Below are 15,014 nucleotides of genomic sequence, written 5' to 3'. Positions count from 1 at the left end.
TTATTCTAACCCGCTATACGTTTTTTAGTAGCTTTTACATAATTTTTTGGAGTGACTATCGGCTGAGCTTTGCCATCTATCACATCTTTTGAAATATGTACGTGCATTTTTTTCAAATTGGTAACATTATACATACTGTCAAGTAGAAGTGTTTCGATTATAGAACGGAGTCCCCTAGCACCGGTTTTTCGTGTTAGTGCTTTTTCGGCTATTGCTTCTAAAGCATCATTATCAATTGATAGTTCGACATCGTCTAACTCAAATAATTTATGATATTGTTTGATAACAGCATTCTTTGGTTGGGTTAGAATTGCCACTAAGGATGCTTTATCTAAGTCATCTAAAGTTGCTACTACTGGAAGCCTACCAATAAATTCGGGAATTAATCCAAATTTTACTAAATCTTCAATTTCTAATGATTTTAGTGTTTCACTGTGGTTTCTTTCTTGTTTTGACTGGACATTTGCTGCAAAACCAATTGAACTTTGAGCGGTACGAGCATTAATGATAGTATCTATTCCCATGAAAGCCCCGCCACATATAAATAAAATATTGGAAGTATCTACTTGCACAAAATCTTGTTGTGGGTGTTTTCTACCGCCTTGTGGTGGTACAGATGCAACAGTTCCTTCCATGATTTTAAGTAACGCTTGTTGAACTCCTTCTCCTGAGACGTCTCTTGTTATAGAAGGGTTTTCGGATTTTCTAGCGATTTTATCTACTTCATCTATATAAACAATGCCTCGTTGGGCTTTAGCTATATTAAAATCAGCTGCTTGTAATAATCTTAGCAAGATATTTTCAACGTCTTCACCAACATAACCAGCTTCGGTTAAAGAAGTGGCGTCTGCCATAGTAAAAGGTACATCAAGAATTTTTGCTAAGGTTTGTGCCAAAAGAGTTTTTCCTGAGCCAGTAGAGCCAATAACCAGGATATTTGATTTATTTAATTCGACATCATTATTACCTGATTCGATATATTCTAATCGTTTATAGTGATTATATACCGCGACTGATAAGACTTTTTTTGCTTGATCCTGACCAATTACGTAATCATTAAGAGTAGAAAAAATCTTTTGTGGTGTTGGGATTGAAGATGAAATTTTCTTAAGTGCTACTTTAGTTTCTTCTTTTATAATATCAAGACAAAGTTCAATACATTCATTACAAATGAATACTGTTGGTCCAGCAATTAATTTTATTACTTCATATTGATTTTTACCACAAAAAGAACAGTTTAATTCTTTTCTTTCGACTTCACCACTTGTCATAATTCTGCTTCTTTAATTTGTGATTTTAATATTATCTTATGTAAGTATAAATATAGATAAGTTATTTAGCTAAGTCTAATATATTTTCAAAATTACCTATATATTATAAAAAAGGATTTTCTTTAGGTTATAGTCAACTCAGGAGAATTGGGTAGCAGGAGCGATAAGCAACGCCTATAAGCACCTCAATGACATTGTTGTAAAAAGTTTAATTTTGCAATATCTTCATTAATAGACTAAGTTCTTCTCGGAATTCTATATCAATCTCACATAATTCTTCTACCTTTTTGATAGCATGCATTATTGTAGTATGATCTTTTTTGCCAAATTTCTTACCGATATCAGTCAGGCTTTTTGGCGTTAATGTTTTACTCAAATACATAGCTACTTGTCTTGGTCTAGCTATTGAGCGAATACGCCTAGGAGAAGACATATCAGAAAATTTAATATTATAACGATCAGCTACTTTTCTTTGAATATCCTCAATGGTGATAATTTTCTCATTGGAACGTAGCAAATCACGCAAGATATTTTGGGTGTTTTCTAAAGTTATTTCCCTACCAACTAAGGTAGAATGAGCGATAACTTTATTAAGAGCTCCCTCTAACTCTCTGACATTTGATGTTATTTTAGCTGCTAAAAATTCCACAACATTTTTAGGTATATGGATATTCATTTGTTCAAGTTTAGATTCTAAGATTCCTAATCTTAGTTCATAAGTAGTACTGTGGACATCGGCAACCAATCCCCAGCCAAGTCTGGATTTAATTCGATCTTCGATATTATCTAAATCTGACGGGGAACGGTCACACGATATAACCATTTGACGATTATTATCAATCAAAGCATTGAAAGTATGAAAAAACTCTTCTTGGGTGCTATCTTTACCTGATATAAATTGAATATCATCGATCATTAATACGTCAACTGAACGAAATTCTTCTTTAAAAGACATAACATCTTTATTACGGAGTGCCTTGATGAATTGATACATAAACTTTTCTGCCGACATGTAAATTACCTTACGAGTCGGATTATTATGTTTTATATACCAAGCAATGGCATGCATTAAGTGGGTTTTGCCAAGACCGACCCCTCCATATAAAAATAAAGGGTTAGATTCAGCTACGGCTCCTTCCGACTCAGCAACTGCTCTAGATGCTGCATAGGCTAATTCATTTGGTCCACCCACCACAAAATTTTCAAAAGTAAATCGTAAGTCTAAGGCTGAAAAAATGCCTTCGGAATTGGTATCCATTCCTTCTTTTATTGATGGAACTTTTGCTAAATATTCAGGTATATTTTGGTTTTGCTCTGATAATTCTTTAGTAATGATCTCAATGGATTTGATATCTTTGTCATAAGATTGCCAAGATTGCAATATAGCCCTTGCATACCTAGATTCCACCCAATCTCGAATAAAATTTGTTGGGGTAGAAAGTATAACAGTATTAGTAGCAGCTTCTAAAAAGTTAATCTTACTGAACCAGCTTTTATATAAGGCATCGCCGTAATGTTTATTAAGGTCAGAGCAAACTTGTTGCCAAATATCTCTATGATAAGTCACTTCCTTTGCTATAGTCAATTGATTATGGTTAGTATTCACAGAATTTGCCATGGTAAATTATTTTGTTTCCAACCAGCTCCATTAGTTCCTCCTTCAAAACCATCAATTATATTATAGCACTCTTTATAACCTAGAGTACTAGCAAATTGTGCGGCTTCATAGGATCTACCCCCGGAGCGACAAAGGAATAATAGTGTATGTTTATTACTGATTTTCGACATCAACTGGTTCTTAAATTCGTTATTTAGTGACATATTAGGCAATAAACGCCAACTAATAAAAATTATTTTATCTTTATCAAGCTTTGGAATGCCTACTTGTTGCCATTCTTCACCAGTCCTAACATCAATTATCATGTTGTTATTATCTATTTCTAGCAACTTATAAGCTTTTAAGGAAGATATATTTTTAATGCTCATAAAGTTTAGCGTTTCTTTGATATATTAAATTAACCTAAATTAGTGTCGAATAAGCACCAATTGTGCCGTCATTGCGAGGAGGCGTAAGCCTCCGAAGCAATCCATTTAATCGTTTTTTTTGGATTGCTTCGTCGCCCACTAAAGTGGCTCCTCGCAATGACGCTGATGCTAAATACCAATCGGATTTATAACGTTACCAATTCAAGTTAATTCACTATAATATTAAATATTATTGGATAAAGAAGATTTGGAGCAATTAAGTTCTAGCACCATTTTTACAGTTTACATTTTATTTTATATTTGGTAATTGTCAAACTATCTGAATTATATTATGATGTTTTTTTGTAATATTGTAAATATGGATTATTTTAACAAAACATCTTTAACCAAAAAATTGTTATATCAAAGCAAAAATCGTGGTTGCAAAGAAATTGGCTTAATATTGGGTAAATTTGCTGAAAAATTTCTTGCTAACATGGATGCAGCTAATTTAGCAGATTTTGCTTTAATACTTAACCAAAATGACATAGATATTTATGATTGGATTACCAGTAAAACTGCTCCTCCTTGTCACTTAAACTCAAAAGTAATGTTACAAATACTTAGTTTTGATATTAACAACATAGAAGCTTAGTAAATAATGATACAACAACCACTTCCGCTCAGTGCAAAAAGTTTTTTTGCTAGTGAGTATTTATCAAATAAACATTTATCAAATAAACGTACCAAGAATATTTTACTTATCTTTGCCAGTGAAGATGATGCAATCAATAGCCATAAACAATTATTATTTATGGCACAAAATATTAAAACTAGCAACATATTATATTTTCCTAGTCTTGATACTATACCATATGATCGTATTTCGCCAAATCAAAATATTTTATCAGAAAGAGCGAATATATTGAGTTACTTGGCAAGTAATAACGATACAAAATTGGTAGTGACTAGTGCTATAAATTTACTAACAAAATTACCTCCTCCAGAGTTATTGGTTAAGTCTTTTTTAAGATTACATAATAAAATGCAGCTCTCAGCCGATAAATTAGCGGAATTCTTGGTACATAATAGTTTTACTAGGAGTAGCAGTAGTATTGATAGTGGTGAATTTTCGGTAAGAGGAGAGATAGTAGATATAGTCTTGCCTGGTTCTAAAGCTTATCGTATTAATTTTAGTTGGGATCACATAGAGTCAATAAAAGAATTTGATATTGATAGTCAGATTTCTACTAATAATTGCACAGAGCTAATACTTAATTCTGCTAGTGAGGTGATATTAAATCCAGAAACAATAAAGAATTTTAGAGATAATTATTTAAAAGTTTTTGGAGTTAATTATGTCAATACCCCTTTATATGAATCAGTGATTGAGGGGAAAAAATTCCAAGGATATGAACATTTATCTCCTTTATTTTATAATTCTTTCAGTAGCCTAATTAATTACTTGGATGATCCTGTTATTATTTACGATAATTTATCGTTGCAATCAATTATTGAGCAGGAAAATAATTATACGGATCTTTACAGATCGCGGATTGAGTCTAACAAAATAAAATTAAATACCTTTTATCCTGCATTGCCTCCCGAACAAGTTTATTTTACCAGCCAGGAAATACAAAAGTTCTTGGAACAGGATAATAATATTTTAATTACACCAGAAGATTCGTCTTATGCCCATTCATTAGAAAAAATTACGGTAACTAGTTTTATGGAGGATAAGACAGTTTTTAATAAGCTATTCGAAATTATAGAAAATAATAAAAATAAAATACCGATTATTTTTTGTCATTCTAAAAGTAATTTAGAAAGATTTAAAAGCCTAATAGATAGTTACTCACGAAAATATATCGAGATAGACAATTTACAACAAGCAAAAATTGCAGTTATAAATCTTGCCTATGTTCAACTTAGCCAAGGGTTTTATAGTGATAAATATTTGTTTATTGCCGCTCATGATATTCTAGGAAAAAGTGCGGTGAATTTTCGTCAGCAAGGTGCTAAACGTAAGCTCAAAAACATTTTAATGGAATTAGATAATTTAACTGAAGGAGAGCTAATTGTTCATAAGGATCATGGTATTGGTCAGTTTCTTAACGTTGAAACACTAGATGTTAAAGGCAAAGCTCATGATTTCCTAAAAATTCTATATGAAAATAATGATAAATTATATATTCCTGTTGAAAATATAGAACTAATTAAAAAATATGGCAGTGGTGAAGCACAGCTTGCCAAATTGGGTAGTAGTGCATGGCAAAGAAGTAAAGCCAAGCTTAAAAACCGTATTACAGAAATTGCTGAACAATTATTAAAGATAGCTGCGAAGAGAAAGTTAACTGTAGCAAATCCAATAGAATTTGATCATACAGAGTATGAGCAATTTTGTCATAGATTTAAATATACTGAAACTGAAGATCAATTAAATGCCATAAACGACATTAAAAAAGATTTTGACTCTGGTATTTTAATGGATAGATTAATTTGCGGAGATGTTGGTTTTGGGAAAACCGAAGTAGCTATACGAGCAACCTTTATGGTAGCAAAATCAATTACGATGACTTCTCAAGTAGCGATCATCGTACCAACTACTATTCTAGGTAAGCAGCATTATTTAAGGTTTGTTAAAAGATTTAAAGATTTTGGTTTAAATATAGTACAATTATCCAGTCTGGTTAGCAATAAAGATGCTAAAATTATTAAAGAACAAATCAAAAATGGTACAGCTAATATAATAATTGGCACGCATGCTTTATTAAGTAAAAATATAGAATTTAATAATCTCCGATTATTAATAATTGATGAAGAACAACATTTTGGTGTTGCTCAAAAAGAATATTTAAAGAGTCTCAGAGCTACAATGCATGTTCTATCTCTTTCAGCAACACCAATTCCTCGTACAATGCAAATGTCAATGGTTGGTCTTAAAGATCTTAGCATCATTGCCACCCCGCCAATGGATAGGTTAGAAGTTCGAACAACAGTGATGCCATTTGACCAAGTAATTATCAGAGATGCTTTACTTAGAGAACGTTTCCGTGGTGGTAGAAGCTTCTATGTGGTACCTAGAATTAAGGATATTCCAGATATAGAAAGATATTTACAAATAATTGTGCCAGAATTAAAATATAAAGTTGCTCATGGTCAGATGCCAGCTGGTAAAATAGATGAGATTATGGGTGAATTTTGTGATGGTAAATTTGATATACTAGTTTCTACTACAATAATTGAATCCGGTATAGATATTGCCGAAGCTAATACGATGATTATTCATAAATCTGATACTCTTGGTCTAAGTCAGTTATATCAGCTCAGGGGGAGGATAGGGCGAAGTAAATTCAGAGGTTATGCCTATCTAACCTTAGCAAATTATAAAAAGATGACTGCCCATTCAATAAAACGTCTAGAAATAATGCAGAGTAGCCGCACTCTTGGTTCCGGGTTTACTATTGCTAGCCATGATATGGATTTACGTGGTTTTGGTAATTTAGTAGGGGAGGAACAATCAGGCCAGATTAAAGAAGTAGGGGTAGAGCTTTATCAGGAAATGTTAGATGAACAAATAGCAATTTTTAAGGGTGAAGTTACTGAAAATCCAAAATCTTTTGTTCCGACAATTAATTTGGGGTTACCTGTTTTCATTCCCGATAATTATATTGCAGATTCTTCTCTTAAACTAAGTTTGTATAGACGAATTGGCAATTTAACTGACAATACAGATATTGAAAATTTTAAGGATGAAATGGTTGATCGTTTTGGTCCTATTCCATTAGAGTTTAATAATCTACTTGATATAGTGAAAATAAAACATAAATGCAGTAAACTTAATATTGAAAATTTAGACTCTGGTGAACGAGGATTTGTTTTAAAATTTTACAAAGAAGCGGATATAGTTGGTAAGGTTATGAATTTTGTTATAAAACATCCTCAGCAAACCAAAATAAAACCGGATACTAAATTAATATTTAGCAAAATATTGGTAGGAAAGGATATTATAGAAGAAACAAATAGTTTGTTAGAACAATTATTAGCAGCGTGAGCAAAATTAAAAAACAATATATATGTACAAATTGTGGTAATAGTACGTCAAAATGGACAGGGCAATGTTTTGATTGTGGCTTATGGGGAGGGATTGAAGAAGAGATAATTAGTCAAACGCAAGTTAAGTTAGGTAATAAACAAGAAATACAAAAGCTGGATGGGGTGGTAGTGGATTCGTTACGTATCCCTACGCCTATAAAGGAATTAAATAGGGTGTTGGGAGGCGGGTTGGTATGCTCTTCTGCAATTTTAATTGGCGGTGACCCTGGAATTGGGAAATCAACTTTATTATTACACTTAGTGGCAACCTCCTCTTGTGTTACAATGAAGTGCTGTCTGTATGTAACTGGAGAGGAATCTATTGACCAAATAAAACTCCGAGCTTTAAGACTAGGACTTACTAATAAAACAACCTCCATCTTAGCCGCCACTAGCATTGAAGATATTATCTCAACTATTGATGCCGATAAGAACAATATTGATTTGGTAGTGATTGATTCAATTCAAACGATGGTAACTCGTACATTATCATCGCCCCCTGGTACTATTTCCCAGATTCGTGCCTGTGCTAATGAATTAGTTAACTATGCTAAACATAATAATATTATTATTTTGCTTAGTTGTCATGTGACAAAAGATGGGCAATTAGCTGGTCCTAAGTTACTTGAGCATCTCGTTGATACCGTACTATATTTTGAGGGTGATCATAATAGTCATTTTCGGATTTTACGGTCTATTAAAAATAGGTTTGGTGGAGTAGGAGAAATTGGTGTTTTTGAAATGACTGCTAGCGGTCTTATTGAAGTCTCTAGCCCTTCTGAACTATTTCTGATGAAAAGAGACAAAAACGTTAGCGGTACAACAGTATTTGCTGGAATCGAAGGATCAAGACCTTTATTAATCGAAATTCAAGCATTAATTGCTCCGTCAAATATACCAATGCCAAGACGTTCGGTTGTAGGCTGGGATTTGAATAGGCTAGCAATGATAATAGCTGTATTAAATGTACGATTTGGTCTTAATTTATCTTCTCATGAGGTATATTTGAGCGTTGCTGGTGGGCTTAAAATTTCAGACCCAGCTTCAGACTTAGCTGTTGCAGCTGCTTTAATTTCTGCTGCAAAAAATAAAGCTGTGCCAGAACATAGTATTTTCTTTGGAGAAATTGGTTTATCTGGCGAAATAAGGAAAGTAACTGCAGCAGAAGTCAGAATAAAAGAAGCGACAAAATTAGGATTCAATAAATTAATTTGCTCCAAACTTGAAAAACTGAGTAGTAACCTAATTTGTCCAATTGGTAATCTAAAGGAATTAAAAGAGTTAATATAATTAAAATTCAGAGTAGGGGAGATGTCTATGGTTAATTTAGATATAGTTAATTCACTCATCTTACGCATAAACCCCATGACAATTCAAAAATTCCAGAAAAGTGTAAGAGGTCATTGCGAGCGAACGTAGGTGGTTGTGGGCCATAACAATTTTTATTCTATAAGTATTAAACAGCATAAAAACGTCATTGCGAGAAGGCGTGAGCCTACGAAGCAATCCATATAGTCTTGATGTATCTATACTAATTCTCATGGATTGCTTCGTCGCTACTAAAGTAGCTCCTCGCAATGACGTTTTTACCCTGTCATTCCCTTGTAGGCGGGAATCTAGACCCCTGCTTTCGCAGGGGTGACGCTAAATCGAGCAGGGATGACAATTTATGCATTGCTTCATCGATCTACGGTCTTTCTCGCAATGACGACAGTTTATTATGGCTAAATGCTATTCGGGTTGCTCTAAATTTTCACTTTCCCAACAAATAAAAAAATAACCAATATCACAAAAATAATGAAAACAGCTATTAGTGGAGCATAAAAATCTGCTATACTTGTATAGTTAGCTAGGAGGTGTCCCTACGTAGGCAGGAGCCTAGATTCCCGCCTACGCGGGAATGATGGTATGGACGAGTGAAGCGAAATATGCTTTACTTGTACGGAGTCAGCTGAAAAATAGTTTTCAGCTGCTCCAAATTAAATAATAATTTAATTAATAGGTCCATACCATGATAAATAATAGCATAAAAAATACTATAATAGGAATAGATTTAGCAAAAAATAGTATGCACTTGGTGCAAGTCGATCAAAATGGCAAAAAAATAGGTTACCAAAAAGTTACAAGAGATGAGTTAATAGCCTATTTAAGCAATCTCGATAAAAGTTCATTGGTAGCTATGGAGGCATGTGGAGGAGCTAATTATTGGTCACAGGAAATTGCTAAGCTTGGTTTGCAAGTCAAACTAATGAAAACAAAAGATGTAAAAGTTTATGCTACATCGAAACAGAAAAATGATTATAACGATGCGTTAGCAATATGCAAAGCGGCTCGTGATCCAGAATTAAAAACTGTGCTACTAAAAAGCAAGGAGGAACAAGATATAAAATTCTTGCATAAAATTAGAAGTAATACGATCAGAGATCGTGTGCAAAAAACTAATTCTACAATATCAAGTTTATGTGAATATGGCTATAATACAAAATTAAGTAAAAATAAATTTTGCAAATCATGTAGGCTGGAGGTAGAGTTAGCGTATAGTAAAGGTTATATAAATTCTGGGGTAAGGTCAATTTTACTTTTAGAATGTAAAGAAATTGAGGATTTATGTGACAAAGAAAAAACTTTAGAAAAGCTGATTATCAGCAATAATAAGCAAAGTGAGAAAGCTACTAGGTTGCAGACAATTTTTGGCATTGGAGCAATCAATGCTAGTTGTTTGAGTGTAGCCCCAATGGAAAGTTATCCAACCCCGAGGGATTTTGCTGCTTCGCTTGGTTTGGTACCAAAGCAACATAGCTCAGGAGATAAGATAGTTTTAGGAGGGATTACCAAACAAGGAGATAGATATGCCAGAACTATGTTGATTCAAGCCGCAAGGACAATAGCAATAAGAGCAAAAAGTGATAAGGAATCAAAAGATAAACTAGTGCAGTGGGCAGTGAAGAAATTTGCTGAAAATAAATCATATAATATTATATGTGTTGGTTTAGCAAATAAGTTAGCAAGGATTGCTTATGCAGTAGTCACCAATGGTAGCGAATATGTTGCAAATTAGTTTAGTTGGAAAAAAAGAAGAAACTATGTCAACTAAATAAAAATTGGTAATTGATAAATATTGTGAGTAAAGAATAGTAACAATAAAGAGAACGAAAGTTAAAGAGTTAATGAATAAGTATTCTGAATAAAATCCGTAATTATGTCGAGGCTCTAGAAGCCGTGGGAATGAGAGGTCACTCAAGGATATTTATAAGAATGCAGAAACCATTATGGCACTTGATGCCGAATATATGACCGCTTCCTTTGTGGCTCTATTTTTTTATTTTCTTTCTTGACAAATTCACTCGTCCATATATGACAATAGTGGACGGGAATTATGCCTATGCGTCATTGCGAGGAGGCATAAGCCGACGAAGCAATCCAATAAGTGTGGATTGCCGCGACCACTATGTTGTCTTGCAATGACACTTGCGTTGAAAAATAGTTACACCTTCTCGCAATGACGGCTTGAGGACGTAAGGTTATGTTGCTTCATTGACCTACGGTCTTTCTCGCAATGACAGCAGTTTATTATGAAGAAATGCTAACTGAGTTAACTATAAAAAATCAAGTTGAACTGAAAAGTTATAGATTACTATAAAATTTCTAGTATACTCAGCTGGTTTTATAACTTTTAAATAAAATATTAACGTATGAAAATAATTTCTATATATTTATTGATTATTTTGATTGCTACGCAAGTATTGGCTGAGAATCAAATTACTAGAAAAAATTTGAAATTTGATACCTCTAATGATTATACGGAAAGATTAGATGGTTTAGAAAAAGAAAATCAACATTTACTTGGCAGAATTGAAATAATTGAGCATACTATTGGTAAATTAGAGAAAATTTTAAACTCGACAAAACAAGAGGTAACAAATTCCCAAGATAGTAGCGATACATCAAAAAATTCAGTAGATGATTCTGTGGCTAATGATGTCTTTGATATACCATCTACTAAAAAAGTGGAGAAAGAAGTTGTTGCTACTGATGTTGTAAAACCTATTTCGGGAGTGACAGCAGATAAACAACTTTATGATTTAGCACTTGCCGCTTTAAAAGATAATAAATTAACAGAGGCTGAAGAAAAATTTGCAAATTTCTTAAAAAATTACTCTAAGAGTCCTTTGTTAAGTAATGCTTATTTTTGGTATGGTGAATCTTTTTTTAGACGTAAGATGTTTGATAAAGCCGCAATAAATTATTTAAAAGGTTATAAACAATCGCCAAAAGGGATCAAAGCTTCTGACTCATTGCTAAAATTAGCATTATCTCTTGGAGAGCTTAAAAAAGGACAAGAGGCATGTTCTATTCTTGATAAACTTGAAGCAGAGTTTCCAAATAGACCAGCGACCTCAATAAAAAGAGCTAAGGAGGCAAGAATTAAATTTGCTTGTAAACATTAGGATATATGAATAATAATTGGTAAATAATCATGACTGACATTTTGCAAGAAGTTTTAAGTGATAAAAATGAAGAAAAAAAACTTTATTACTTTAAAAAAATTCTTCCTATCACTATAATCCTTACACTTATAGTAATATTATTTATGTTAATAAATAATTGGCGTGATAGAAAGGCAATAGAGAATAACCAAAAGACAGGTGATATTTTAGCTAAATCTATAGCCCTTATTAATGATAACAAAGAGCTTGCTATAAAGTCTTTGGATAATTTAATGACAACAAGTACTAATAAAGTAAGTGGTTTAGCTGCTATCGAGCAAGCTAGTATCAAAATACACCAAGGAGATTTTATTGAAGCAAGAACTTTATTAAAAAAAGTTATCGATAACAACAATTATGATGAATTAACAAATGCCTATGCCCATCTAGTTTGGTTGAGTTTAATGATAGATGAACCAAATTCATCTGATGTAAACACTAATGAAATCGAGAAATATTTAAATTATTTTGATGATGAAAATAAACCATTTTTTGGGACAGCAAATATTATCAAAGCAATTTGGTATATTAATAACAACTCAAAAGATTTAGCCGAAGATACTTTAAAAAAGTTGATATCACTAGAAAGTACAACTCAAACAGTTAAAGAGCAGGCTAAAGCTTTACTTGCAAATTTACAATAATAAAGGTCTAGATTATGGCAAAACAACTTGTGACAAAACAACGATTAATTATTTTTTTACTACCTTTAATGTTAACTTCTTGTGATCTAATAAGTAAAAAAACAAAAAATATTGTAGAATTAACTCCTAGATTATCTGTAGAAACTAATGAAGCAATTCAAGTGGATTCTGCTAAAACCGATATATTTAGCCCTGAGATGCTTCAGAATAATGAATATACTGTTACAAAACACAAAATAATAGCCGAGCCAATTTTTAAGAAAGCTGTTGTCTATACCATCGATAACAAAGGTAATGTTTCTGCCTTTTCTATGAAAGACAAAGCTATTATTTGGTCATATAATATAAGCACCAACAAAAATGATCATTATGTTGGTGGCGGAATATTATACCATAATGATAAACTATACGTTACCTATGGTTCAAGATTCTTGGTAGTTTTAGATAGTAAATCAGGTCATGAAATAATCAGAAAAGAACTACCTGATATTACCAGAATAAAACCGATATTAATTAATAATCATACTATTGTAGTTCAAACAGTAACTAATCAAATATTAGCGATTAATACTGAGAGATTAAATTTTGTTTGGCAACATGAAGGTATAATTGAAATTTTATCATCAAGTTATCATGTGGCTCCAATAGTACAAAATGGTTATGTGATAGTAAACTATAATTCAGGACAAATTCTTGCTTTAGAATCTAATAGTGGTAAAATTTTATGGACTAACGATTTATCTAGCCAGCAAGAAATAGGTTTACCAAATTTTGAGGCAGCTTTTATATTATGCAAACCTGTTGTCAATAACTCTCACCTATATATAGCTAATAGTGCCGGCAAGATAATAAAGCTAGATATTATAACCGGTAATATCCTATGGCAAATTAAAGCTTATGATGTACAATCAATGTCTTTAGCTGGCAATAGTTTATTTGTAACAAATAATGCTGGACAAGTAGCTGCTATAAGCACTGAATTTGGTAAAGTTAAGTTTGTAGCAGATTTAAACGATGGAAAAGATATCAAAAAAGTTAAAGCTTCATCATTTTTAGCCCCGATAATTGCTAAAACAACGGGGGAAAAAGAGGGAGAAGAAAAAGATTGGAATTTAAATATTATCTCTGCTAAAGGTGAATTATATACTTTCCAATCAGATATTAATGGTAATTTAAGCACCACTCCGGTAATTAGTAAAATTACTAAAAATATTGAATATTATGGCAAAACCTGCTGTGGTACTATGTATTTTACTACTGATAAAAAAATTATACTAGTAGATTAGTCAAGAGGCTATATTATGGTATAATTTATTGTAATTTGTCTTGACAAAATACTGGTTATAATGCTATTTAATATAGCTCACTACTTGGATAGTGAAAACAGCAATTTTTTGCTATTTTCAAGTATAATTGTAATTAATAAAGATATATAACGTGAAAACTTATTCTGCAAAACCATCACAAATTCAAAAGAAGTGGTGGGTTATAGATGCTAAAGACCTTGTATTAGGTAGGCTTGCTAGTGAGGTGGCTAAAATCTTACGCGGTAAGCATAAACCTTCCTTCACTCCTCATTTAGATTGTGGGGACTATGTAGTAATAATTAATGCCAAACATATTTGCTTGACAGGTAAAAAATCAGCTCTTAAAGATGGTAAAATTTATTATCGTCATACTGGTTTCCCGGGTGGAATAAAAGATACAACTGCCGGAAAAATCCTGGCTGGTAAGCACCCTGAACGAGTCATTAAACTCTCTGTAAAAAGAATGATCACAAGAAATGTTCTGGGATCAAAACAAATGAGTAATCTATATGTTTACGCAGAGAATGAACACCCGCATAAAGCTCAACAACCAGAATTTTATGATTTTGCAAGCAAAAATACCAAGAATAAAAAATAGTGAATTATGACAACATTGAAGCTTCAAAGTGAAAACACTAAGAATAGTCCAGTTCAGAGTAAGTTAGTTAAGCAAAAACCATCTGCAGAAAACAGTGATAACAAGGTTTACGGTACAGGCAGAAGGAAAAATGCGATTGCTAGAGTTTGGTTAAAAAGTGGTAGTGGTAAAGTAATTGTTAACAAAAAAAATGTTGAGCAATATTTTACTCGTGAATCTCATACCAAATCTCTCTTACAACCATTCGTTGTAACCAAAACTTCTGGACAATATGATATAATATGTACTGTCAAAGGTGGCGGAAAATCAGGACAAATGGGGGCTGTATTACATGGCGTTGCTAGAGCTCTTGATAAAATTGCCCCAGAATTTCACAGTATTCTACGCAAATCTGGCTTCTTAACAAGAGATTCAAGAGTTGTAGAGCGGAAAAAATATGGTAAGCATAAAGCTAGAAAAAGTACTCAGTTCTCTAAACGTTAAAGATATAGTCAGTTCAGGAGGATTGGGTAGCAGGAGTGATGGAGCGACGCCTATAAGTAATAGGCGAGCATTGAGCGACGACGTCCCCAACTTCTCATCAATTGACTATACTAGGCATACATTTTAAAAATCGTATGTGGTTAACGTCATTGCGAGGAAGACAG

General features: G+C 32.7%; 13 protein-coding genes. 10 read left to right on the top strand and 3 right to left on the bottom strand.

Going from position 1 to position 15,014, the window contains the following annotated elements:
- Positions 1–5: 5 nt before the first annotated feature.
- The 3 genes from clpX to ACQH1V_RS00595 form a co-directional block, all read right to left on the bottom strand.
- On the bottom strand, positions 6–1,271 hold the full coding sequence (gene clpX, locus ACQH1V_RS00605; protein ID WP_094648964.1) for an ATP-dependent Clp protease ATP-binding subunit ClpX: 1,266 nt from the start codon (positions 1,269–1,271) through the stop codon (positions 6–8).
- A 208-nt stretch (positions 1,272–1,479) separates the two neighbouring features.
- Positions 1,480–2,889: a chromosomal replication initiator protein DnaA gene (gene dnaA / locus ACQH1V_RS00600; protein WP_341748734.1), complete on the bottom strand. Its 1,410-nt coding sequence runs from the start codon at positions 2,887–2,889 to the stop codon at positions 1,480–1,482.
- Complete coding sequence (locus tag ACQH1V_RS00595) at positions 2,874–3,257, bottom strand: rhodanese-like domain-containing protein (RefSeq protein ID WP_094648962.1); 384 nt, start codon at positions 3,255–3,257, stop codon at positions 2,874–2,876. The genes dnaA and ACQH1V_RS00595 overlap by 16 nt, the downstream gene beginning before the upstream one ends.
- A 358-nt stretch (positions 3,258–3,615) precedes the next feature.
- Here ACQH1V_RS00595 and ACQH1V_RS00590 point away from each other — a divergent pair, with 358 nt between their 5' ends.
- The 10 genes from ACQH1V_RS00590 (at position 3,616) to ACQH1V_RS00545 (ending at position 14,977) form a co-directional block, all read left to right on the top strand.
- The gene (locus ACQH1V_RS00590) at positions 3,616–3,891 is read left to right on the top strand and encodes a succinate dehydrogenase assembly factor 2 (RefSeq protein WP_425360476.1); all 276 of its coding nucleotides are present in this window, start codon (positions 3,616–3,618) and stop codon (positions 3,889–3,891) included.
- A 6-nt stretch (positions 3,892–3,897) separates the two neighbouring features.
- Complete coding sequence (gene mfd / locus ACQH1V_RS00585) at positions 3,898–7,290, top strand: transcription-repair coupling factor (protein ID WP_425360475.1); 3,393 nt, start codon at positions 3,898–3,900, stop codon at positions 7,288–7,290.
- Complete coding sequence (gene radA, locus ACQH1V_RS00580) at positions 7,287–8,621, top strand: DNA repair protein RadA (RefSeq protein WP_094648959.1); 1,335 nt, start codon at positions 7,287–7,289, stop codon at positions 8,619–8,621. Before mfd ends, radA begins: the two co-directional genes overlap by 4 nt.
- Before the next feature lie 721 nt (positions 8,622–9,342).
- Entirely contained in the window at positions 9,343–10,389 is a 1,047-nt protein-coding gene (locus ACQH1V_RS00575; protein ID WP_425360001.1) for an IS110 family transposase, read from the top strand.
- A 634-nt stretch (positions 10,390–11,023) separates the two neighbouring features.
- Positions 11,024–11,779, top strand: a complete 756-nt coding sequence (gene ybgF / locus ACQH1V_RS00570; RefSeq protein ID WP_425360474.1) for a tol-pal system protein YbgF — start codon at positions 11,024–11,026, stop codon at positions 11,777–11,779.
- Positions 11,780–11,808: 29 nt separating this feature from the next.
- Positions 11,809–12,462, top strand: a complete 654-nt coding sequence (locus ACQH1V_RS00565) for a DUF2659 family protein (protein WP_094649571.1) — start codon at positions 11,809–11,811, stop codon at positions 12,460–12,462.
- Between the two features lie 14 nt (positions 12,463–12,476).
- Positions 12,477–13,748 carry a PQQ-binding-like beta-propeller repeat protein gene (locus tag ACQH1V_RS00560; RefSeq protein WP_410520896.1) on the top strand — a complete coding sequence of 424 codons (1,272 nt, stop codon included), beginning with the start codon at positions 12,477–12,479 and terminating at the stop codon, positions 13,746–13,748.
- A 151-nt stretch (positions 13,749–13,899) separates the two neighbouring features.
- Entirely contained in the window at positions 13,900–14,367 is a 468-nt protein-coding gene (gene rplM, locus ACQH1V_RS00555; RefSeq protein ID WP_094649573.1) for a 50S ribosomal protein L13, read from the top strand.
- A 6-nt stretch (positions 14,368–14,373) separates the two neighbouring features.
- A complete protein-coding gene (gene rpsI / locus ACQH1V_RS00550; protein ID WP_425360473.1) occupies positions 14,374–14,850 on the top strand; it encodes a 30S ribosomal protein S9 in 477 nt (158 codons plus the stop codon).
- Positions 14,804–14,977 carry a palindromic element RPE2 domain-containing protein gene (locus ACQH1V_RS00545; protein ID WP_425360922.1) on the top strand — a complete coding sequence of 58 codons (174 nt, stop codon included), beginning with the start codon at positions 14,804–14,806 and terminating at the stop codon, positions 14,975–14,977. The genes rpsI and ACQH1V_RS00545 overlap by 47 nt, the downstream gene beginning before the upstream one ends.
- Positions 14,978–15,014 lie beyond the last annotated feature (37 nt).

The sequence above is a fragment of the Candidatus Tisiphia endosymbiont of Ceraclea dissimilis genome (assembly GCF_964030735.1).
Lineage (GTDB): Bacteria > Pseudomonadota > Alphaproteobacteria > Rickettsiales > Rickettsiaceae > Tisiphia.
This window is presented reverse-complemented; position numbering and strand designations above follow the sequence as displayed.